10 protein-coding genes and 1 other annotated feature (1 of these 11 cut by a window edge) are annotated in these 15,776 nt (G+C 52.7%); of the genes, 3 read left to right on the top strand and 7 right to left on the bottom strand.

Annotation, left to right across the window (positions count from 1 at the left end):
* Window positions 1-6 precede the first annotated feature (6 nt).
* The 4 genes from CV944_RS01165 to CV944_RS01180 are packed head-to-tail and all read right to left on the bottom strand — an operon-like array spanning window position 7 to window position 5,258.
* The gene (locus CV944_RS01165; protein ID WP_100658950.1) at window positions 7-1,671 is read right to left on the bottom strand and encodes a GspE/PulE family protein; all 1,665 of its coding nucleotides are present in this window, start codon (window positions 1,669-1,671) and stop codon (window positions 7-9) included.
* Window positions 1,668-3,008: a VanW family protein gene (locus CV944_RS01170; RefSeq protein WP_021321854.1), complete on the bottom strand. Its 1,341-nt coding sequence runs from the start codon at window positions 3,006-3,008 to the stop codon at window positions 1,668-1,670. Before CV944_RS01170 ends, CV944_RS01165 begins: the two co-directional genes overlap by 4 nt.
* Window positions 3,009-3,025: 17 nt before the next feature.
* Window positions 3,026-3,796, bottom strand: coding sequence for a PRC-barrel domain-containing protein (locus CV944_RS01175; protein WP_011232107.1), 771 nt, complete (start codon window positions 3,794-3,796; stop codon window positions 3,026-3,028).
* A 10-nt stretch (window positions 3,797-3,806) separates the two neighbouring features.
* A complete protein-coding gene (locus tag CV944_RS01180) occupies window positions 3,807-5,258 on the bottom strand; it encodes a hypothetical protein (RefSeq protein ID WP_025038971.1) in 1,452 nt (483 codons plus the stop codon).
* A gap of 115 nt (window positions 5,259-5,373) precedes the next feature.
* On the opposite strand from CV944_RS01180, the gene CV944_RS01185 reads away from it, so the two are divergent.
* The 3 genes from CV944_RS01185 to CV944_RS01195 are packed head-to-tail and all read left to right on the top strand — an operon-like array spanning window position 5,374 to window position 8,293.
* Complete coding sequence (locus CV944_RS01185; RefSeq protein WP_061580781.1) at window positions 5,374-6,006, top strand: type IV pilus modification PilV family protein; 633 nt, start codon at window positions 5,374-5,376, stop codon at window positions 6,004-6,006.
* Complete coding sequence (locus tag CV944_RS01190) at window positions 5,990-6,559, top strand: PilW family protein (protein ID WP_011232110.1); 570 nt, start codon at window positions 5,990-5,992, stop codon at window positions 6,557-6,559. The genes CV944_RS01185 and CV944_RS01190 overlap by 17 nt, the downstream gene beginning before the upstream one ends.
* Window positions 6,560-6,571: 12 nt before the next feature.
* The gene (locus tag CV944_RS01195; protein WP_033010603.1) at window positions 6,572-8,293 is read left to right on the top strand and encodes a hypothetical protein; all 1,722 of its coding nucleotides are present in this window, start codon (window positions 6,572-6,574) and stop codon (window positions 8,291-8,293) included.
* Between the two features lie 66 nt (window positions 8,294-8,359).
* On the opposite strand, the gene CV944_RS01200 is transcribed toward CV944_RS01195, so the two are convergent.
* From CV944_RS01200 to CV944_RS01210, 3 genes are all read right to left on the bottom strand, one after another.
* Entirely contained in the window at window positions 8,360-11,236 is a 2,877-nt protein-coding gene (locus CV944_RS01200; RefSeq protein ID WP_100658952.1) for a VWA domain-containing protein, read from the bottom strand.
* Between the two features lie 29 nt (window positions 11,237-11,265).
* The gene (locus tag CV944_RS01205) at window positions 11,266-12,615 is read right to left on the bottom strand and encodes a bifunctional folylpolyglutamate synthase/dihydrofolate synthase (protein ID WP_100658953.1); all 1,350 of its coding nucleotides are present in this window, start codon (window positions 12,613-12,615) and stop codon (window positions 11,266-11,268) included.
* Between the two features lie 183 nt (window positions 12,616-12,798).
* A complete protein-coding gene (locus CV944_RS01210) occupies window positions 12,799-15,441 on the bottom strand; it encodes a valine--tRNA ligase (protein WP_100658954.1) in 2,643 nt (880 codons plus the stop codon).
* A gap of 100 nt (window positions 15,442-15,541) precedes the next feature.
* Window positions 15,542-15,776 (bottom strand) — a binding site (T-box leader); it runs 95 nt beyond the window's last position.

A 15,776-nucleotide genomic window follows, 5' to 3' on the forward strand; every position in this document is an offset into this window, starting at 1 on the left:
CACCCATCAATGCAAAATGGCCACTTTCAGCACTTCTTCAAGCGTCGTCAACCCTTGCTTCACTTTCAACAGCCCGTCATCGAGCAAAAAGATCATTTTGTTTTGAACGGCGAGTTCCCGCAACTTCGAAAACGGCTCATTGTTTAAAATGACGCGGCGCATCTCGTCCGTCATGACAAGCAATTCGTGGATCGCGAGTCTCCCGCGGTAACCGGTCATATTGCACGTCGGGCAGCCGCGGCCACGGACGAGTTGGCGGATGTCGATGCCCCGACGGGCGAAAATGTCCCGCTCCCGCTTCGTCGGCTCATACACCTCCTGGCAGTCGCGGCAGATGCGGCGCACAAGCCGCTGCGAGACAACGCCAGCGAGCGATGTGGCCACTAAAAACGGCTCAATCCCCATATCGATCAGGCGGGTGATCGTGCTTAACGCATCGTTCGTATGGAGCGTGCTTAACACTAAATGCCCGGTGAGTGAGGCGCGGATCGCCACTTCCGCCGTCTCGCGGTCGCGAATCTCCCCGACCATGATGATGTTCGGGTCTTGGCGCAAAATCGAGCGAAGCCCTTGGGCAAACGTTAAGCCGACATTCGGGTTGACTTGAATTTGGTTGACGCCTTCGATCTGATATTCAACCGGATCTTCGATCGTAATGATGTTGACATGTTCGCTGTTTAAATGATTGAGCGCCGCGTAAAGCGTCGACGATTTCCCCGAACCGGTCGGCCCGGTGATCAAAATGATGCCGTTCGGACGCTCGATCAAACGGATGAACCGATCTAAATTGACCGGGTTGAAGCCAAGTTTATGAATATCGTTTAACGCCGCACCCAAATCGAGGACGCGCATCACGATTTTCTCCCCATACACCGTCGGCAATGTCGACACGCGCAAATCAACGGGATGAAAATCGATGTTCATTTTGATCCGCCCGTCTTGCGGCACACGATGCTCGGTGATGTCCATGTTGGCCAAAATTTTGATCCTCGCCGTCAACATGCTTTGCATATGTTTCGGCAGCGCCCTCTCCGTTCGAAGCAAGCCGTCAATTCGATAACGGATGAGCACTTTTGTCTCCTGCGGATCGATATGAATATCGCTTGCCCGCTGTTCGACAGCAAGCTGCAAAATTTGGTTCACTAGGCGAACAATCGGGGAATCGTCCTCGGCCGTCCGACCGTCTTCGCGCATCTCCGTCGGCGGCGCTGGCAGCAAATCATCAAACGATTCGTCCATGTCATAATATTTATTGATCGCCCGCAAAATATCATCCTTTGAAGCGATCGCTGTTTCGATCTGAAACCCCGTTGACAAGCGCAAATCATCAATAGCAAAAAAATCCATTGGATCAGCCATGGCAACGAGCAATCGATCGTCTTCCACCTTAAGGGGCATGATCAGATGGCGGCGAGCAAACTCTTTTGGCACTAGGCTCGTCGCTTTCGGATCAATCGGGTAGCGATACAAGCTGACATGAGGAATGCCGAGCTGAAACTCAAGCGCCTCAATCAGCTGCTGCTCTGTGATGTAACCTCGCTGCAGCAACGCATCGCCAAGCTTTTGCCCAGGCGTTTTCTCACGCAACGCTTCAGCCAGCTGTTCTTCCGTAATCAGCCCCGCTTCCACCAACAAATCACCGAGGCGTTTCCGCTCACGTTTTTTGTTCATCGGCTTCCCCCGCTTTCCCCGCTTTGCTTCGATTCGGTTGAAGGGGCTGCGTTGGTCTGGTCGCTGCCGCTTTGCCCTTCGCCGTTTTGGACTTCTGATTTCTCTTGACCGCTTTCCGCTTCAGTCTGACCGCTATTCGTTGCATCAGACGGTGAAGATGGCGTTTCGCTTCCTTCCCCCGTTGTATTGGATGAAGATTCTGGGACTTCAAGCCCTCTTACCTCAACCGCATACGTCGGAGGGTAAAAATCCTCGCTCACCGTCTCTTTGCGGATCAGCCGGGAGCCATCGCGCACTTCGCGTTCGACTTTTACAAGCAATCCAGAACGGCCGACTTGTTTCGTCACGGTTTCATCCGGCGCCAACCGGGCATCGTATTGAATGATTTTGCGCGGTTCGATCCGCTCTAGCCCGCTCGTGCGCACGATATATTGATACGCAAACGGCCAACCGTACACTAACGCTTTCACTTGGCGGCCATCGTAGCGAAGAATGAGCGTATAGTCCGTCGAGTTCGGATTCAACCATTGTAAATCGCGTTTGTCATCCACCTTGGCCTCAAATCCCGGAGGAATGCCATCTGGAAGCGAACTTCCCGCATACCGTTCCATCAACAAAAAATTCGTCGACAGCACAGCACGATACACCGCTGATGCCAATGCGTCGACAGCCTGATTCGACAGCCCGCCACCAGCCTGCTGAATCACGGCGCGCAACGAGACCAATTGATTGGAGCGGAGGACGACACGGCGTTCCGAAGCAAGAAAACGGGAGAGACTTTGATCGCGAATGGCAACAGCCGCTTCACTCACGACCGTCTGCCCCTTCCCGGAAGAGGGAAGATAATGGGCCAAGTCGAGCGGCTTGTTCGGAACGGCAAGCTGGGACGCCGCCGCCTCCAAATCCGCTTCCAACGCTTTGAGATCCAAGGCGGGGACTGCCGCCGGCGGGAGAAGGCGTTCAACGGTTTCCATGCAAGCGCTCATGTCAGCCAACACAAGAAGCGGCGAGGAACGGCCGTTGACCACGTTTTTTGTGCTTTCCGACAAGCGAAATGTAAAGATGTCAGCCGGCAGCTCGGCTTTCTTTTCTTGATAGCTGACCGAAATCGAAGCTGTCGATCGCCAGTCGCTCACCTTGTCTGCCACCGCCTGTTGGGCTTCCGCTCTCGTCATCCCAGCAAGCGAAATCGGCCCGACGTACGTCCCGGAGCGATAGCGGTCTTGATCAGGGCCAAACGACTCATAAGCCAAAACGCCCAAGCGGGCAAAGGTGAGGAAATAAACGGTGCAAACCGCCATCACGATAAACAGTTTTCCTATGGAAGCCGCTCTCACCTCGAGCTCCCCCTTTTTCACTCAGCTTCGATATTCATCGACACATCAACAATGACGCTTGGACCCGCCTCTTGCGCTTTTCTCACATCTTCTTCGCGAAGCGTCGTTCCCGCTGGAAACAGAAGTTCGCCGTTCAAATCATAAATATCCTTGGTCACCCGTTTCCCCGCAAGAAGCGCCACTTGCTTTTCACGGAGCGATTCAAGCGCTTCGACATTTTCCGCTGTCTCCGACATAGCTTGGATCTGTTCAGGAATGTTGCTGGCCTCTGTTTCTTTTTCATTCTTTTGAATGAGCATCGACGCATCGGAAAGGAGAGCTCCCGAAGCGTCGTCGCTGACGATCAATATATCCTTTCCATAAGTCAACACTTGGGCGGATGGCAACACCGCTTCTCCACTTTCAAGGCGAAGGGAGATGCCGATAATATCCCCTGTCTCTTCGTTTAGGAAAAACTCATGGACTTCCCCCAAAAGCTGTCCTTTGCGCGTGATGGCTTTTGTATTTTTGATGCGGATTTGCTTGTTGACAAGCTGGTTGGCAATCGGAATTTCCGCCAAATCAATGACATCATGGCTGCTTGCCACCGTAACGGCGAATTCGCCGATTCCGACGATTTTTTTAAACGGAATCGCTTTTAAACTGAGTTGCACATCTTCTTGCTCGACAGTCAAAAAATCGATGGAACCTTTATCAGGATTAATGACAAAGCTTTTCACGGCGCCGATTTGCATCCCATCCGCAATGCTGATGATCGGCAATCCGATGATTTGCGCGCTCGCTTTCATCCTCTTCACCTCAACCATTTGCTAATGTAGCGGCGATTTCCCGCCAGAATGCCAGTTCAGCCGCGATAGCTGGATAGTTTGAAAAACGTCGCTCGAGCTGGTCAACCCACGCACGAAGCTGTTGGCCATTTTGTTCCAGTGCATAATGCTCCAACAGCAGGCGGGCGAATACGTAGTAATCGCGATCGGAAAGCGGGGCTTGCAAACATTGATGCAGGCATTGTTCATACGCATCGGCCGTCAAACGGCGGCGGCTCAGCATCAATTCCGCTGCCGCCATTTGCGCTTTTTCCGAAGCAACCAAATGCATTGGTTCTTCAGCAAACGGCTCATCTGCCGCCTCGACGCATTCTTCATATTGAGGATTCTCTTCGGAATCCGCCTTTTGTTCCTCTTGCTGCTCGGAAGCGTCCGCTGTTTTTTCGCTGACCATCGCTTCAGCAGCTGATCTCAACGAAACGGCATCATCCACGAGCCGATCCATCCAATCGACCGCACCGCTGTCTTGATCATGTCCAATCTCAAGGCCATCAGCAAACATCACGCCATCGTCCTCGAAGCTTTCCGCCTCCACGCGTTGTCCTTCTTTATGATGCCAGATGTCATGGATTCCGGCAAATCCATCCTCATCCGGAGCCACGGCCGCCTCGAAAAAGACGCCTCCGTGCTCCCGTTTGACGCTGTCCGTTGAAGAGAACTCGTATTCTCCGCCTTCCACGCGCTCTGAGAAACGATCATCCATGCTCATCCATGCATCCCATTCATTCTCGCCGCGGCTCTCACCCTTAACGATTTCTGCTGCATTCAGAACCGGCTCATCGGCTTGCGATCCTTCATTTCCGCTCTCTTTTGACACTTCATCAAGCACCGCTGTCTCAAGGTCCGGCGTCACAGCGCCCGGCCACTGATCCAACCAATCGGAAACACGCCGCAGCGGTTCGGACGCTCCAACGATTTCTTCCGCTTGCTCCCACGGTGGAACAGTTTCTGCCGCTGCCTCCATCAACAAGTCAGCGGGAGAATGGTTCACTTCTTCCGACCGTTCTGCTGTCTGCTCTATCGATGATGATTCATTAGGTTCAGAAAGGGGCGGCGCTTGATCAAACTGGATCGACGGCAACGGCGCCTTTGGCAAAACAGGGACAGAAGCCAAAGATTCCGGCGCCGACCGCTCCTCTTTTTCTTCTTTTACAAAACTTGATTCACGAGAAGCCCCGGCGCGGTAAAGAGCAGCGCCAAATCGGCGGTCAAGCAAATACGATGCAGCCGCCAACAACAAAAGAACAAGAAGCCCGGCCTGCCAAAGCGGAATGATCGAACTAGCAAATTCGGCCAAAAGCGCAGCCAACAGCGCCATAACAACCGCTGTAAGCCCCCCAAGCCGGCTGAAGCCAAGCGGAAGAAGCCAAATCAGCAGCAGCGCCACGACAAAAGCACCGGCATACATGAGCGCCTCTTTCATCATGCCCCCCCGTTTCTTCTATGACAAAAGACCTCTTTTATACTAAAAATCTGCAACATTCGACTCTTACTTATTGTATAATAAAGTTACATATTTTGAAAGAAGGTTGTGATCAATGACGGACAAGAATTTTTTTTCCTGCCGACGCACTTTAGGGTTCACCCTTATCGAGACATTGTTGTCCATCACGCTGTTGTCTGCGGTGGCGATCGGCTTGTTTTCCTTTTTCACCCACGCTATGACGTATACAGCCGATAACGAACGACGAACGGTGGCCATCAACGTGGCGCGTGGAACGATGGCGTACTTTGAAAAAAATGTTCTCTTTTCTTCCTTATCGAATTACATGACAGAGAACAATCTTTCATTTCTTAAAGTAGAGAAAAACAGCTGCAGCCATGAAGCCTTGTCCTCTTTATTGTTTCCAAGCGGAAATCAGGGCGAAACGATAAGCTCTCAACAATCATGCACCGCCCAGCTCGCCCCAACAATCAATGATGTTCAATACGAAACAACGGTGTACATCATCCGCTGCGATCAAAAAGGATGGGACGGATTCCTCACCTCCTCTGAATTTGCGTCATTGCCGGAGCGGCTCAAAGAAGAGATCCGTCGTGAACGAAACAACATGATCTCCTCCGAAGCCGGCACCTACATGGCGAAACTGTACGCCGTTGTCCGTTGGGGAGAACGAAACGGCGACATCACATGGGTGGAAGGAGTGGTGACCGATGAGACGATCCGTTAACACCCAAGATGGGATGACGCTTGTCGAGCTGTTGGCCGCCATTTCCATTTCCATGTTGATCATTGGCGCCATCTATACTGTTTTTCTAGCGGGCATTCGCGTTTATCAGCACATCGGCATTGAAAGTGAATTACGGAGCGAGGCGGATTACGCGGTGGCACGCATCATGAATGCCTTATACATGTTCTCGCCGGACGGCCTTGAAGCCGATCGGAGCCAAGAAAACAAAACGCTTAGTCAACTGTCGTTTGTCAAAAACGAGCAATTCAAAACGAACAACCAAGTCGGTCTTGTTTCCCGCGAAACCGCGGCGCAATCGGTCCATCAAATCATTTCGATTAAAGACGGAAAACTGATGATGGACGGGGAAGCGATTACATCCACACGCCTTTTGCTGGACGATTCTTCCTCCTTTTCGTTCCGTTGCGCGCGCAGAGACGGAGAAATTTGCCGAAGTGGGGTGATCACCATCATCTTAACGATCAAAGATGGGAATAACAACGGGATGCTTTCGATAAAACCTTTCACTTTACAGACGGAATTCGGTTTTTAGGGGGGAGGCCCTATGCGCCGAGATCAGCGAGGATATAGTTTGATTACAACATTGTTGGTCATCACCGTCTTTTTATTGCTAGGTCTAACCATTGTCACCACCGCCGTCGAGCACGCCCAATTCACCACCGTGCGCGTGGATGACGTACAATCGCTGCATGAGGCGAAGACGGATGTCAACGAGGCAGTCGCCGATCTGAAAGCAGAGTTATCGGATCCAAATTTTTTGGTCCGCCATCGTATTTTTGCGCCTGACCAATGGGATCAGTTTCTCGGGCTTGGCAGCTCGTCTCCTGGAGAAGACACGATCGCCGGCCGCCTGCGCGACCGCTACGGGGTGATCATGGAAGATGAAAGCGAGCAATATGATATTCCCAAAAACCAAGTGTTTCTTCGCGCCCTTCGTTTAACGAAAACGTTCAATGACGGCCATCGGACGCGAACCGTCAAGCGGCTCGTCTTTGTGACCAATACGCCAAGCTTTTTGAAATATGCGCTTGGCTCAAAGGAAACAGTGGTCCTCAACGGCGGGGTTTATGTCGAAAACGGGAATGTATACACAGGGCAAAACGCCTATGCCAGCAACGCGACCAACTATGTGAAGGCAAACGGACAGCTGACCGTCAATTCGTCTAACGCCGGCATGCCGCTTTTATCCTCTTCCTCGATTTGGTATACAAACGACGGACAATTGAATGCATGCGGGCAAACGACCGGTTGCTGGGAAGCATCACAAGGCCGTTTTCGCATGAAGACCAATTGGGCGCCTCGTTGGCCGACGGATGTGCCAGAACCGGCGCCAACCATCAGGCAAGAAAACGAAGATTTTATCGATGTCGATTTTGACCTTACTGTGGCCGACAAACTGTTGCAAGCATCGGGAATTTTGCCCCCGTCATCCGATTACATTGAGCGAATGGAATCCATTCAAGAAGCCGGGGACAAAAATAGCCAACTTCACACGTTAGTGGCAGAGTTGTCCAATCAATGGACCTCGATCCAATCGAATCAACCGGATCCAAACGATCCACGTAAAACGCTTGAAGAAGTGATCAAAGAGCAGTCCAAAACCAAACCGCTCTACCTCGATGGAAACAGCGTTTTGAGAGGAGATGTCGATATTCAGAACAGCGGAGTCAACCAATGGCTCATTGTCAACGGCGATCTTCGCCTTGATGGGCCGACAAATCCCAGTACATTTGTCAGCGTACGCGGAAATTTTATCGTCCTCGGTGATTTAACTTTGACAGGCAACTTGCGGCTTGACGCAAGCATCTACGTCACCGGGAGCACGAAAATTTACCAAAGCCGGATCGAACGGGCGCTAAACAACAAAGGTGTTGTGTTGCTGTCGAAAGGTCCGCTCGATATTTCCCGTATTAATGAATTCAATAACCCAACCATTCCGACACCGAATTTGAAAGGATACTTTTACACAGACAGCAGCGCCACGATTTATGCCGTTGGATCCTACTTGTATATCGAAGGCGGGCTGTTCGCCCACGGAAACAGAGCAACAGCTCCAGACACAGACATCAATGGGCTTGTCGTCAACGCATTCCGCGGTCAAGTCAATGGGGAAAACGGAGAACCGGACCGGTTTACGCCAGGAAGTGATCCGTTATCCTCACGCCTCGTCATCCGCTATCGTCCTGAAATGCTTGTTGAACAAGGGACAGGACTTCCTTTTGTCAATCGCATTTCGCTCGTGGTCGACCGATTGGAAGTAGAATGAAGGAGGCATTTTTGATTCAAAACGGAAAGCGGCGCTCCCGAAAGGGAGGCCGCGCTTTATTCATGGCTACCATTTGCCGCCGTTCCCGCCATTTTGGTTGGTGGAAGGCGATCGGACAATGACGGTCGCCTCAGCTTGAATATCCCGGCCATCCAGCGCTTTCACCTCGGCTGTCGCCGTGATGATGGCATATCCGACATCAACCGCTTGCAAATACCATTTCCCGTTTTCTTGAACCACTTTGACAAACCGATCGTCAGACGTTACAACAGAGCGAAGCGCCTTGTTGTCCGTTGCATTTTCCGGAATGAAATGGAGTTCTGGCGCCACTTCGAGTAGTGGATCGCCGACATTCATGTATAGAATTGGATTGCGGAACGCCATCCGTTCGAGCGGCACAATGACCGTAATCGTCGCCGACTCTTGCACGTTGCTGCCGTCAGTCGCGCGGACGGTGATCGTCACCGTTCCAGGCTTTCGCGCTGTCACCATGCCGTTTTGATCTACGGATGCGACACTCGGGTCGCTTGATGTCCACGCAAGCGTTTTGTTCGTCGCATCGCTCGGAACGATCGTCACTGAAATCTTCTGCGTATCTCCGACATTCATCGTCGGGTCGTAATCGCCAAGCACTAAGCGGCGGATTAATTTCTTATAACGGAACGCTACCTTCGTCGTTCCGTCACCGCGCGTCAGCCCCCCAGCCGAACGCACCGCGACAGTATACTCACCGTCATCGGAAATGGAAATCATATACGGCGAAGCGAGCGGCTGCCAGTCTGAAACCACGCCATTTCGTACGACTTGGTACTCGTACTTCACCCCTTCGCCAGCGACAAGCCCCACCATTTTGACAGTCGGCGCTTCCGTGATCACAGCGCCGCTTTCCGCCACACCGCTTTCCGTTATGATCGACAGCTGCGGTTTCAAGGCGACGCGCACCGTCCGGCCATTGCTGTACGTGACAAGCAGCACGCCGTCATCATTTGGGTCATATTGCAGCGCTTTGACAGGCAACGGCAATAATCCATTTGCATTAGGATCCGCCCGCCCGACGATGTCGTCTGATAAAGCAGAAAATTTGTGTTTGGTAATAGTCCCCATTCCATTCCCTTCATAGTAAACGTTCGGAAAATCATCCAAGCGAACTGTCATGCCGATCCGTTCCGCCGGCGGAACGAGCGTCGATGTTTTGGTACCATAACGGCTGTCGGTGAATGTCACCAAAGCTGGCGGCAATTGAACACTGTTCATGGCAAAATCAGCCTGCATCACCCATTGCGCCGAGAGCGTCAGTTTGTTGAGCTGGCTGTAGTCGAACGTTTGATTGGTGAAAGACCATTTGGCATAACGCTTGCCATTCTCCACATAGGTTGTGACTTTGCCATCGGGAACAACGGAGATGCCATCGGGCAGTTCTTGGACAATGCTCACATTGCTGATCGTCCCGGTCGCATTGCCGACATACCCGACAAGCGACAACGAATACGTGGCACGGAAGCGGTTGTCGTCGCCATCGGTTGCCCCCCGTTTGATTAAGCTTGTGACATCATTGGTCAGCCCTTGCAGCTTCACCGTTCCAGTAAACGACGGCGGCGCTTCGTCTTTGACCGTGACGGTCACCGTTTTCGTCACAACCGGCTGTGGTTGGCCATACACATCCCGATACGTCAGTTCAGCATTGAACGTATATATCCCTTTTGCTTTAAATGACACGGGAATCGGAATCGTCACCGGCGCCGGAGTGCCTTGACCAACTTGGTATGGGATGGAAAACGAAATATACGCGTTTTGCTTGTTTTCATCCAGCCATACTTGGCCGTTTTCCGCAACGGCGACATTGCCGCCAAACGACGAAAGCGGGATGCGGATCGTTCCTGTGATCGCTGGCGTGGTGGCAAGCTGGGAAAACTGTTGGAACAAAGCGGTCAAATTTTGCATCGTTCCTTGCCGTGCCTCGCCGCCAGCAGTCGCGGACAGCGTCTGCAAAAAGCTCATATCGACTTCAGTGTTGCTGCCAAAACCGATCGAATAAAGGGTAATATTGTTCATTCCAAGCATTTTCGCCACCGCTGTGGCATCGGCTCGGATTTTCCCTTCGATGCTGCTGTAAGTGAACGAATAGCCGTTATCCCAAGACACCCACCATCCATTGACATAATCTTGCCCGTCGCTGTAAAATTGGCGAGAATATCCTTTGTTGTCGGTAAAACGGATACCGGCAGTCCGTCCATCGCTGTACAATTCGTATGTGACCGAAAGAGAATCGGTTACTCTATTCCTTGTATAGGAATATCCACCCCAAAAATTCTGCTTGACCTCCCGATACGTAATCGTATCGACTGTATTCAACACCGTCGGCATGCCATCGGTTAAGAAAATGATATACTTTTTCCTCGTTGGGTCCGTGAAATACGATTTAGCAAGAGACAAAGCAGCCGAATAGTTCGTTCCGCCGCCGGCGGTCAAGCTGTTGCCGGTATTGAGAATGGCATCAAGCTGACTTGCAACATTCGAGTACTTCCCAAACGGAACCACACTTGCTTCCCGCACTCCATCGGAAAACGGAATAAGAGCAAAGCGGTCATTTTGGTTGTAATTGGACTTAAAGTAGTTGACCGCCGCTTGCAGAGCGGATTTGGCGCTTTGCAGCTTCATTGCCGTCATCGACCCCGACACGTCCATGACAAACACGACATCGATCGGCGGGCGGATGATTCCTGAAACAGCCCCTTGTGGAACGAGCGTCACATCGAGCCGGCCTTGGGCATCGCCGTTTGGCGGCTTGGCGTACTCTGATTGTGACGAAGAAAACTGCAATTGAAGCGATGGCAGAGAGGAAGAAGCGGCTTGAACGGCAACCTCCTTCCCACCTGTGCAAAACATGAGCAAAAATGCCCAGATCAACGCTGTAAGAGCTTGGAAAAACCTCCTTTTCCTCATGTTCCTCTCCCCGTTTCATGACAAATTACCTATTTTTCTTTATCTTCATTATACCATTTCATAGACGTTGTTGATAGCAAATTTTTCTTACACAAGCTTTTTTTCACTTCGGAAATAAAGTATAAAGACCCCGTAATCAGCAACATTTCTTGAGCGGACAAACGTGTTTTCTGCTCACCGATCCACTTCTTCCAACGATGAACAGTCGCCTTATGCCGATGGGATGAAAGAGCATACAACTGTTCCGCCGCCGCCGCGCGCGGAAAATCAAACGTCGTAAACGTGATCGTCTCAGCCAGCTCGTCAAGCGGCCGGATCATTCGTTCAAGCGGCTTGTCTGTCAGCGCGGCGAACAAGACATGGACGCGCTTGTCGGGATAATGAGCGCGCACCGTCTCGACAAGGGCGCGAATGCCGGCTTCGTTATGGGCGCCGTCGAGAATGATGAGCGGTTTGCCGCTCACCCGCTCAAACCGGCCGGGCCAAGCAGCAGTGGCCAGCCCATCGGCGATATGCTCCGGATCGATCAAAAACGAATAGCCAAGGCGCAACAACTCTGCCGCCATCACCGCCACCGCCGCGTTTTCGACTTGATGGGCGCCGGGCATTTGAATGCGCAAATCGCGATATTCGGCAAACGGCGTGACAAGCGAAAACTGCTCCCCTTCCACCGTCGCCTGCCGGTCGGAAACGGTGAAATCGACGCCGAGACGATATGTTTTCGCCTTCCGCTCCGCCGCCGTTTTGGCGATCACTTCCCACGCCTCCGGTTCCTTCACCGCCGTCACAAGCGGCACGCCCGATTTGATGATTCCGGCTTTCTCCGCGGCGATTTGCCCAAGCGTATCGCCTAAAATGTTCATATGATCGTAGCTGACGTTTGTAATGACAGAAACGAGCGGATAAATGATGTTGGTTGAGTCCAAGCGGCCGCCAAGCCCGACTTCGACGAGCACGATGTCTTGAATGTTCTGTTTTCCAAAATAATACAGCATCATCGCCGTGATCACTTCAAACTCGGTCGGTCCGCCAAACTCTGTTTGTTCCAACTCATCGGCAAGCGGCTGAATGACTCGCACGAGCTCGACGATCTCTTGATCGGAAATCGGTTCGCCGTTGATGCTGATTCGTTCGTTAAACTGCTCGACATACGGCGAGGTGAACGTGCCGACCGAATAGCCCGCCGCCTGCAAAATGGAGCGCAGGTAGGCGACGGTCGACCCTTTTCCGTTCGTTCCCCCGATATGGACGGCGCGGACGCGGCGTTCCGGGTGGCCGAGTTGTTCCATCATCCATTCCATCCGTTTCAATCCCGGTTTCATGCCGAGCCGCAGCCGCCCGTGAATCCAGGAGACCGCTTCGTCATAAGTTCGAACCATGTTCATCCTCCTCCTTGTTCGTTGTTGTCTTGTCCTGCTTCCGGTTTCATGCGGCAATCGGGGCCAAGACTCGATCGTATATGTCGAAGGCATTTTCCTTCGGCATCATCATCCCTATCGAAAAAGACGAACCCGCCCGCAAGCGGATTCGTCTTCATCATAATCAACCGCCAGATCGTTTGTCTACCGTTTGAGCTCGGCGAGGCGCGCCTTGACGGCTTCGCGTTTTTCGATGTAATCTTGCCGCTTGCGCCGCTCTTCTTCGACGACATGGGCCGGCGCTTTCGCCAAAAAGCCTTCGTTCGCCAGTTTCTTTTCGACGCGTTCGACTTCTTTGTTCCATTTGTCGAGCTCTTTTTCGAGCCGTTTGATTTCTTCTTCGATGTTGATCAACCCTTCAAGCGGCAAAATGAGCTCGGCGCCGGTGACGACCGCCGTCATCGCTTTGTCCGGCGCGGGAACGTTTGTATCAATCAAGAGCTCGCTCGGGTTGCAGAACCGCTCCAAATAGGCGCGGTTTTTCATGAGCGCCGCCCGCACTTGTTCATCTTTTGTCTTAATATAGAGCGCAATCGGCTTGCTCGGCGGCGTGTTCACTTCGGCGCGGACGTTGCGGACGGCGCGGATGATGTCGACGAGCATCCGCATTTCTTCCGCGGCTTCTTCGTTCGACAGCTCAGGGCGCACTTGCGGCCACGGAGCGACGGTGATCGATTCGCCTTCATGCGGCAAGTTTTGCCAAATTTCCTCGGTAATGAACGGCATGAACGGGTGAAGCAGGCGCATCGTGTTGTCGAGCACATACGCCAACACCGAACGCGTCGTCTTTTTCGCCGCCTCGTCATCACCGTACAGCGGCAGCTTTGCCATTTCGATATACCAGTCGCACAAGTCGTCCCAAATAAAGTTGTACAGCGTACGCCCCGCTTCGCCGAATTCGTATTTCTCAGCGAGCTTCGTCACCGTATCGATCGTTTCGTTGAGACGTGTTAAAATCCAATGGTCGGCGACCGTTTTTTCGCCGCTCAAATCAAGCTCCTCGTACGTCATGCCGCCCATGTTCATCAAGGCAAAGCGCGAGGCGTTCCAAATTTTGTTGGCAAAATTCCACGTCGCTTCGACTTTTTCGGTGCTGAAGCGCAAGTCTTGCCCCGGCGAGCTGCCGGTCGCCAAGAAATAGCGGAGCGCATCGGCGCCGTACTGATCGATCACATCCATCGGATCGACGCCGTTGCCGAGCGATTTGCTCATTTTCCGCCCTTGGGCGTCGCGGACGAGGCCGTGGATGAGCACGTCTTTGAACGGACGCTTTCCGGTGAATTCAAGCCCTTGGAAAATCATGCGCGACACCCAGAAGAAAATGATGTCATAGCCGGTGACAAGCACATCGGTCGGGTAGTAGCGCTTGTAATCCGGCGATTCCACATCCGGCCATCCCATTGTCGAGAACGGCCAAAGCGCCGAACTGAACCATGTATCAAGCACATCCGGGTCTTGTTCCCAATTTTCAATGTCCGCTGGCGGTTCATGGTCGACGTAAATTTCGCCTGTTTCTTTATGGTACCACGCCGGAATCCGGTGCCCCCACCAAAGCTGGCGTGAAATGCACCAGTCGCGGATGTTCTCAAGCCAATGCAAATACGTTTTCTCAAACCGCTCCGGCACGAACTGCACTTTGCCGTCCGTTTGCTGCAGCTTGATGGCGGCTTCGGCGAGCGGCTTCATTTTCACGAACCATTGCGTCGACAAATACGGCTCAACGACCGCGCCGCTCCGCTCGCTATGACCGACGGAGTGCACGTGCTCTTCGATTTTGAACAAAACGCCTTGCTCTTGCAAATCGCGGACGATTTGCTTCCGGCATTCAAACCGGTCAAGCCCCTGGTATTGCATGGCGTTTTCATTCATCGTGCCGTCTTCGTTCATGACAAGAATGCGCGGCAAATTGTGGCGGTTGCCGATTTCAAAGTCGTTCGGGTCGTGCGCCGGCGTAATTTTGACCGCCCCGGAGCCGAACTCCATGTCGACGTACTCATCGGCAATGATCGGAATTTCACGGCCGACGATCGGCAGCTTGACCGTTTTGCCGATCAAGTGCTTGTACCGCTCGTCATCCGGATGCACGGCAACGGCCGTATCGCCGAGCATCGTCTCCGGACGGGTCGTCGCCACTTCGATGAAGCCGGAGCCGTCGGCGAGCGGATAGCGCATATGGTAGAGCGCGCCTTTCACTTCTTTATAAACAACCTCAATGTCCGACAACGCGGTTTTCGTCACCGGATCCCAGTTGATGATGTATTCGCCGCGGTAAATGAGCCCTTTCCGGTAGAGCGAGACGAACACTTCGCGCACCGCTTTGGAAAGCCCTTCGTCAAGCGTAAACCGCTCGCGCGTGTAATCAAGCCCAAGCCCTAACTTCGCCCATTGACTGCGAATATGGCCGGCGTATTCTTCCTTCCACTTCCACGTTTCTTCTAAAAATTTTTCCCGGCCTAAATCGTAGCGCGACAGCCCTTGCTGGCGCAATTTTTCCTCGACTTTCGCCTGGGTGGCGATGCCGGCGTGATCCATTCCCGGAAGCCACAAAACGTCATACCCTTGCATCCGCTTCATGCGCGTAATGATGTCTTGCAGCGTCGTATCCCACGCGTGCCCCAGATGCAGTTTGCCGGTGACGTTGGGCGGTGGAATGACGATCGTAAACGGTCGTTTGTTCGGATCACCGGTCGCTTCAAAAAATTTTCCTTTCAGCCACCATTCGTAGCGCCCCGCTTCAACGGCGCGATGGTCGTATTTCGGCGGCATCGACACTTCGTGCTGTGCCATGTTTCATTTCCCTCCTTCAACATGATGGACAATGCGGCCGACGGCGGCTTCCCACTAAGCAATGCCGCACAGCCGGCAAGCAAAAAAGCCCCTTTCATCCAAAAAGGACGAAAGGAGCTGCTTTCGCGGTACCACCTTTTTTCTTAAGCCTAGAAGGCTGGTGATGAAGAGAACCGCAACACGGCCAACCCACCGGTGAAACATCGGCTGGCGAGCCCACAATCAGTTTGGTTGACCGGCCTTCTAGAAGCTTAAGCGCTTCATTGGCATAACGGCATGATGCCGGCTTCCTCTACTCGGCAGCAGCGCCTTTCAAAGAAGCAGCTCAAGGGCGA

This window comes from Geobacillus sp. WSUCF-018B (assembly GCF_002809985.1).
Lineage (GTDB): Bacteria > Bacillota > Bacilli > Bacillales > Anoxybacillaceae > Geobacillus > Geobacillus thermophilus.

What these genes read in the sequence shown, in the direction of transcription:
- CV944_RS01205 (WP_100658953.1), bottom strand. Translation starts at nt 12,615, where the DNA reads ATGGTTCGAACTTATGACGAAGCGGTCTCCTGGATTCACGGGCGGCTG.
- CV944_RS01175 (WP_011232107.1), bottom strand. Translation starts at nt 3,796, where the DNA reads ATGAAAGCGAGCGCGCAAATCATCGGATTGCCGATCATCAGCATTGCG.
- CV944_RS01190 (WP_011232110.1), top strand. Translation starts at nt 5,990, where the DNA reads ATGAGACGATCCGTTAACACCCAAGATGGGATGACGCTTGTCGAGCTG.
- CV944_RS01195 (WP_033010603.1), top strand. Translation starts at nt 6,572, where the DNA reads ATGCGCCGAGATCAGCGAGGATATAGTTTGATTACAACATTGTTGGTC.
- CV944_RS01165 (WP_100658950.1), bottom strand. Translation starts at nt 1,671, where the DNA reads ATGAACAAAAAACGTGAGCGGAAACGCCTCGGTGATTTGTTGGTGGAA.
- CV944_RS01210 (WP_100658954.1), bottom strand. Translation starts at nt 15,441, where the DNA reads ATGGCACAGCACGAAGTGTCGATGCCGCCGAAATACGACCATCGCGCC.
- CV944_RS01200 (WP_100658952.1), bottom strand. Translation starts at nt 11,236, where the DNA reads ATGAGGAAAAGGAGGTTTTTCCAAGCTCTTACAGCGTTGATCTGGGCA.
- CV944_RS01180 (WP_025038971.1), bottom strand. Translation starts at nt 5,258, where the DNA reads ATGAAAGAGGCGCTCATGTATGCCGGTGCTTTTGTCGTGGCGCTGCTG.
- CV944_RS01185 (WP_061580781.1), top strand. Translation starts at nt 5,374, where the DNA reads ATGACGGACAAGAATTTTTTTTCCTGCCGACGCACTTTAGGGTTCACC.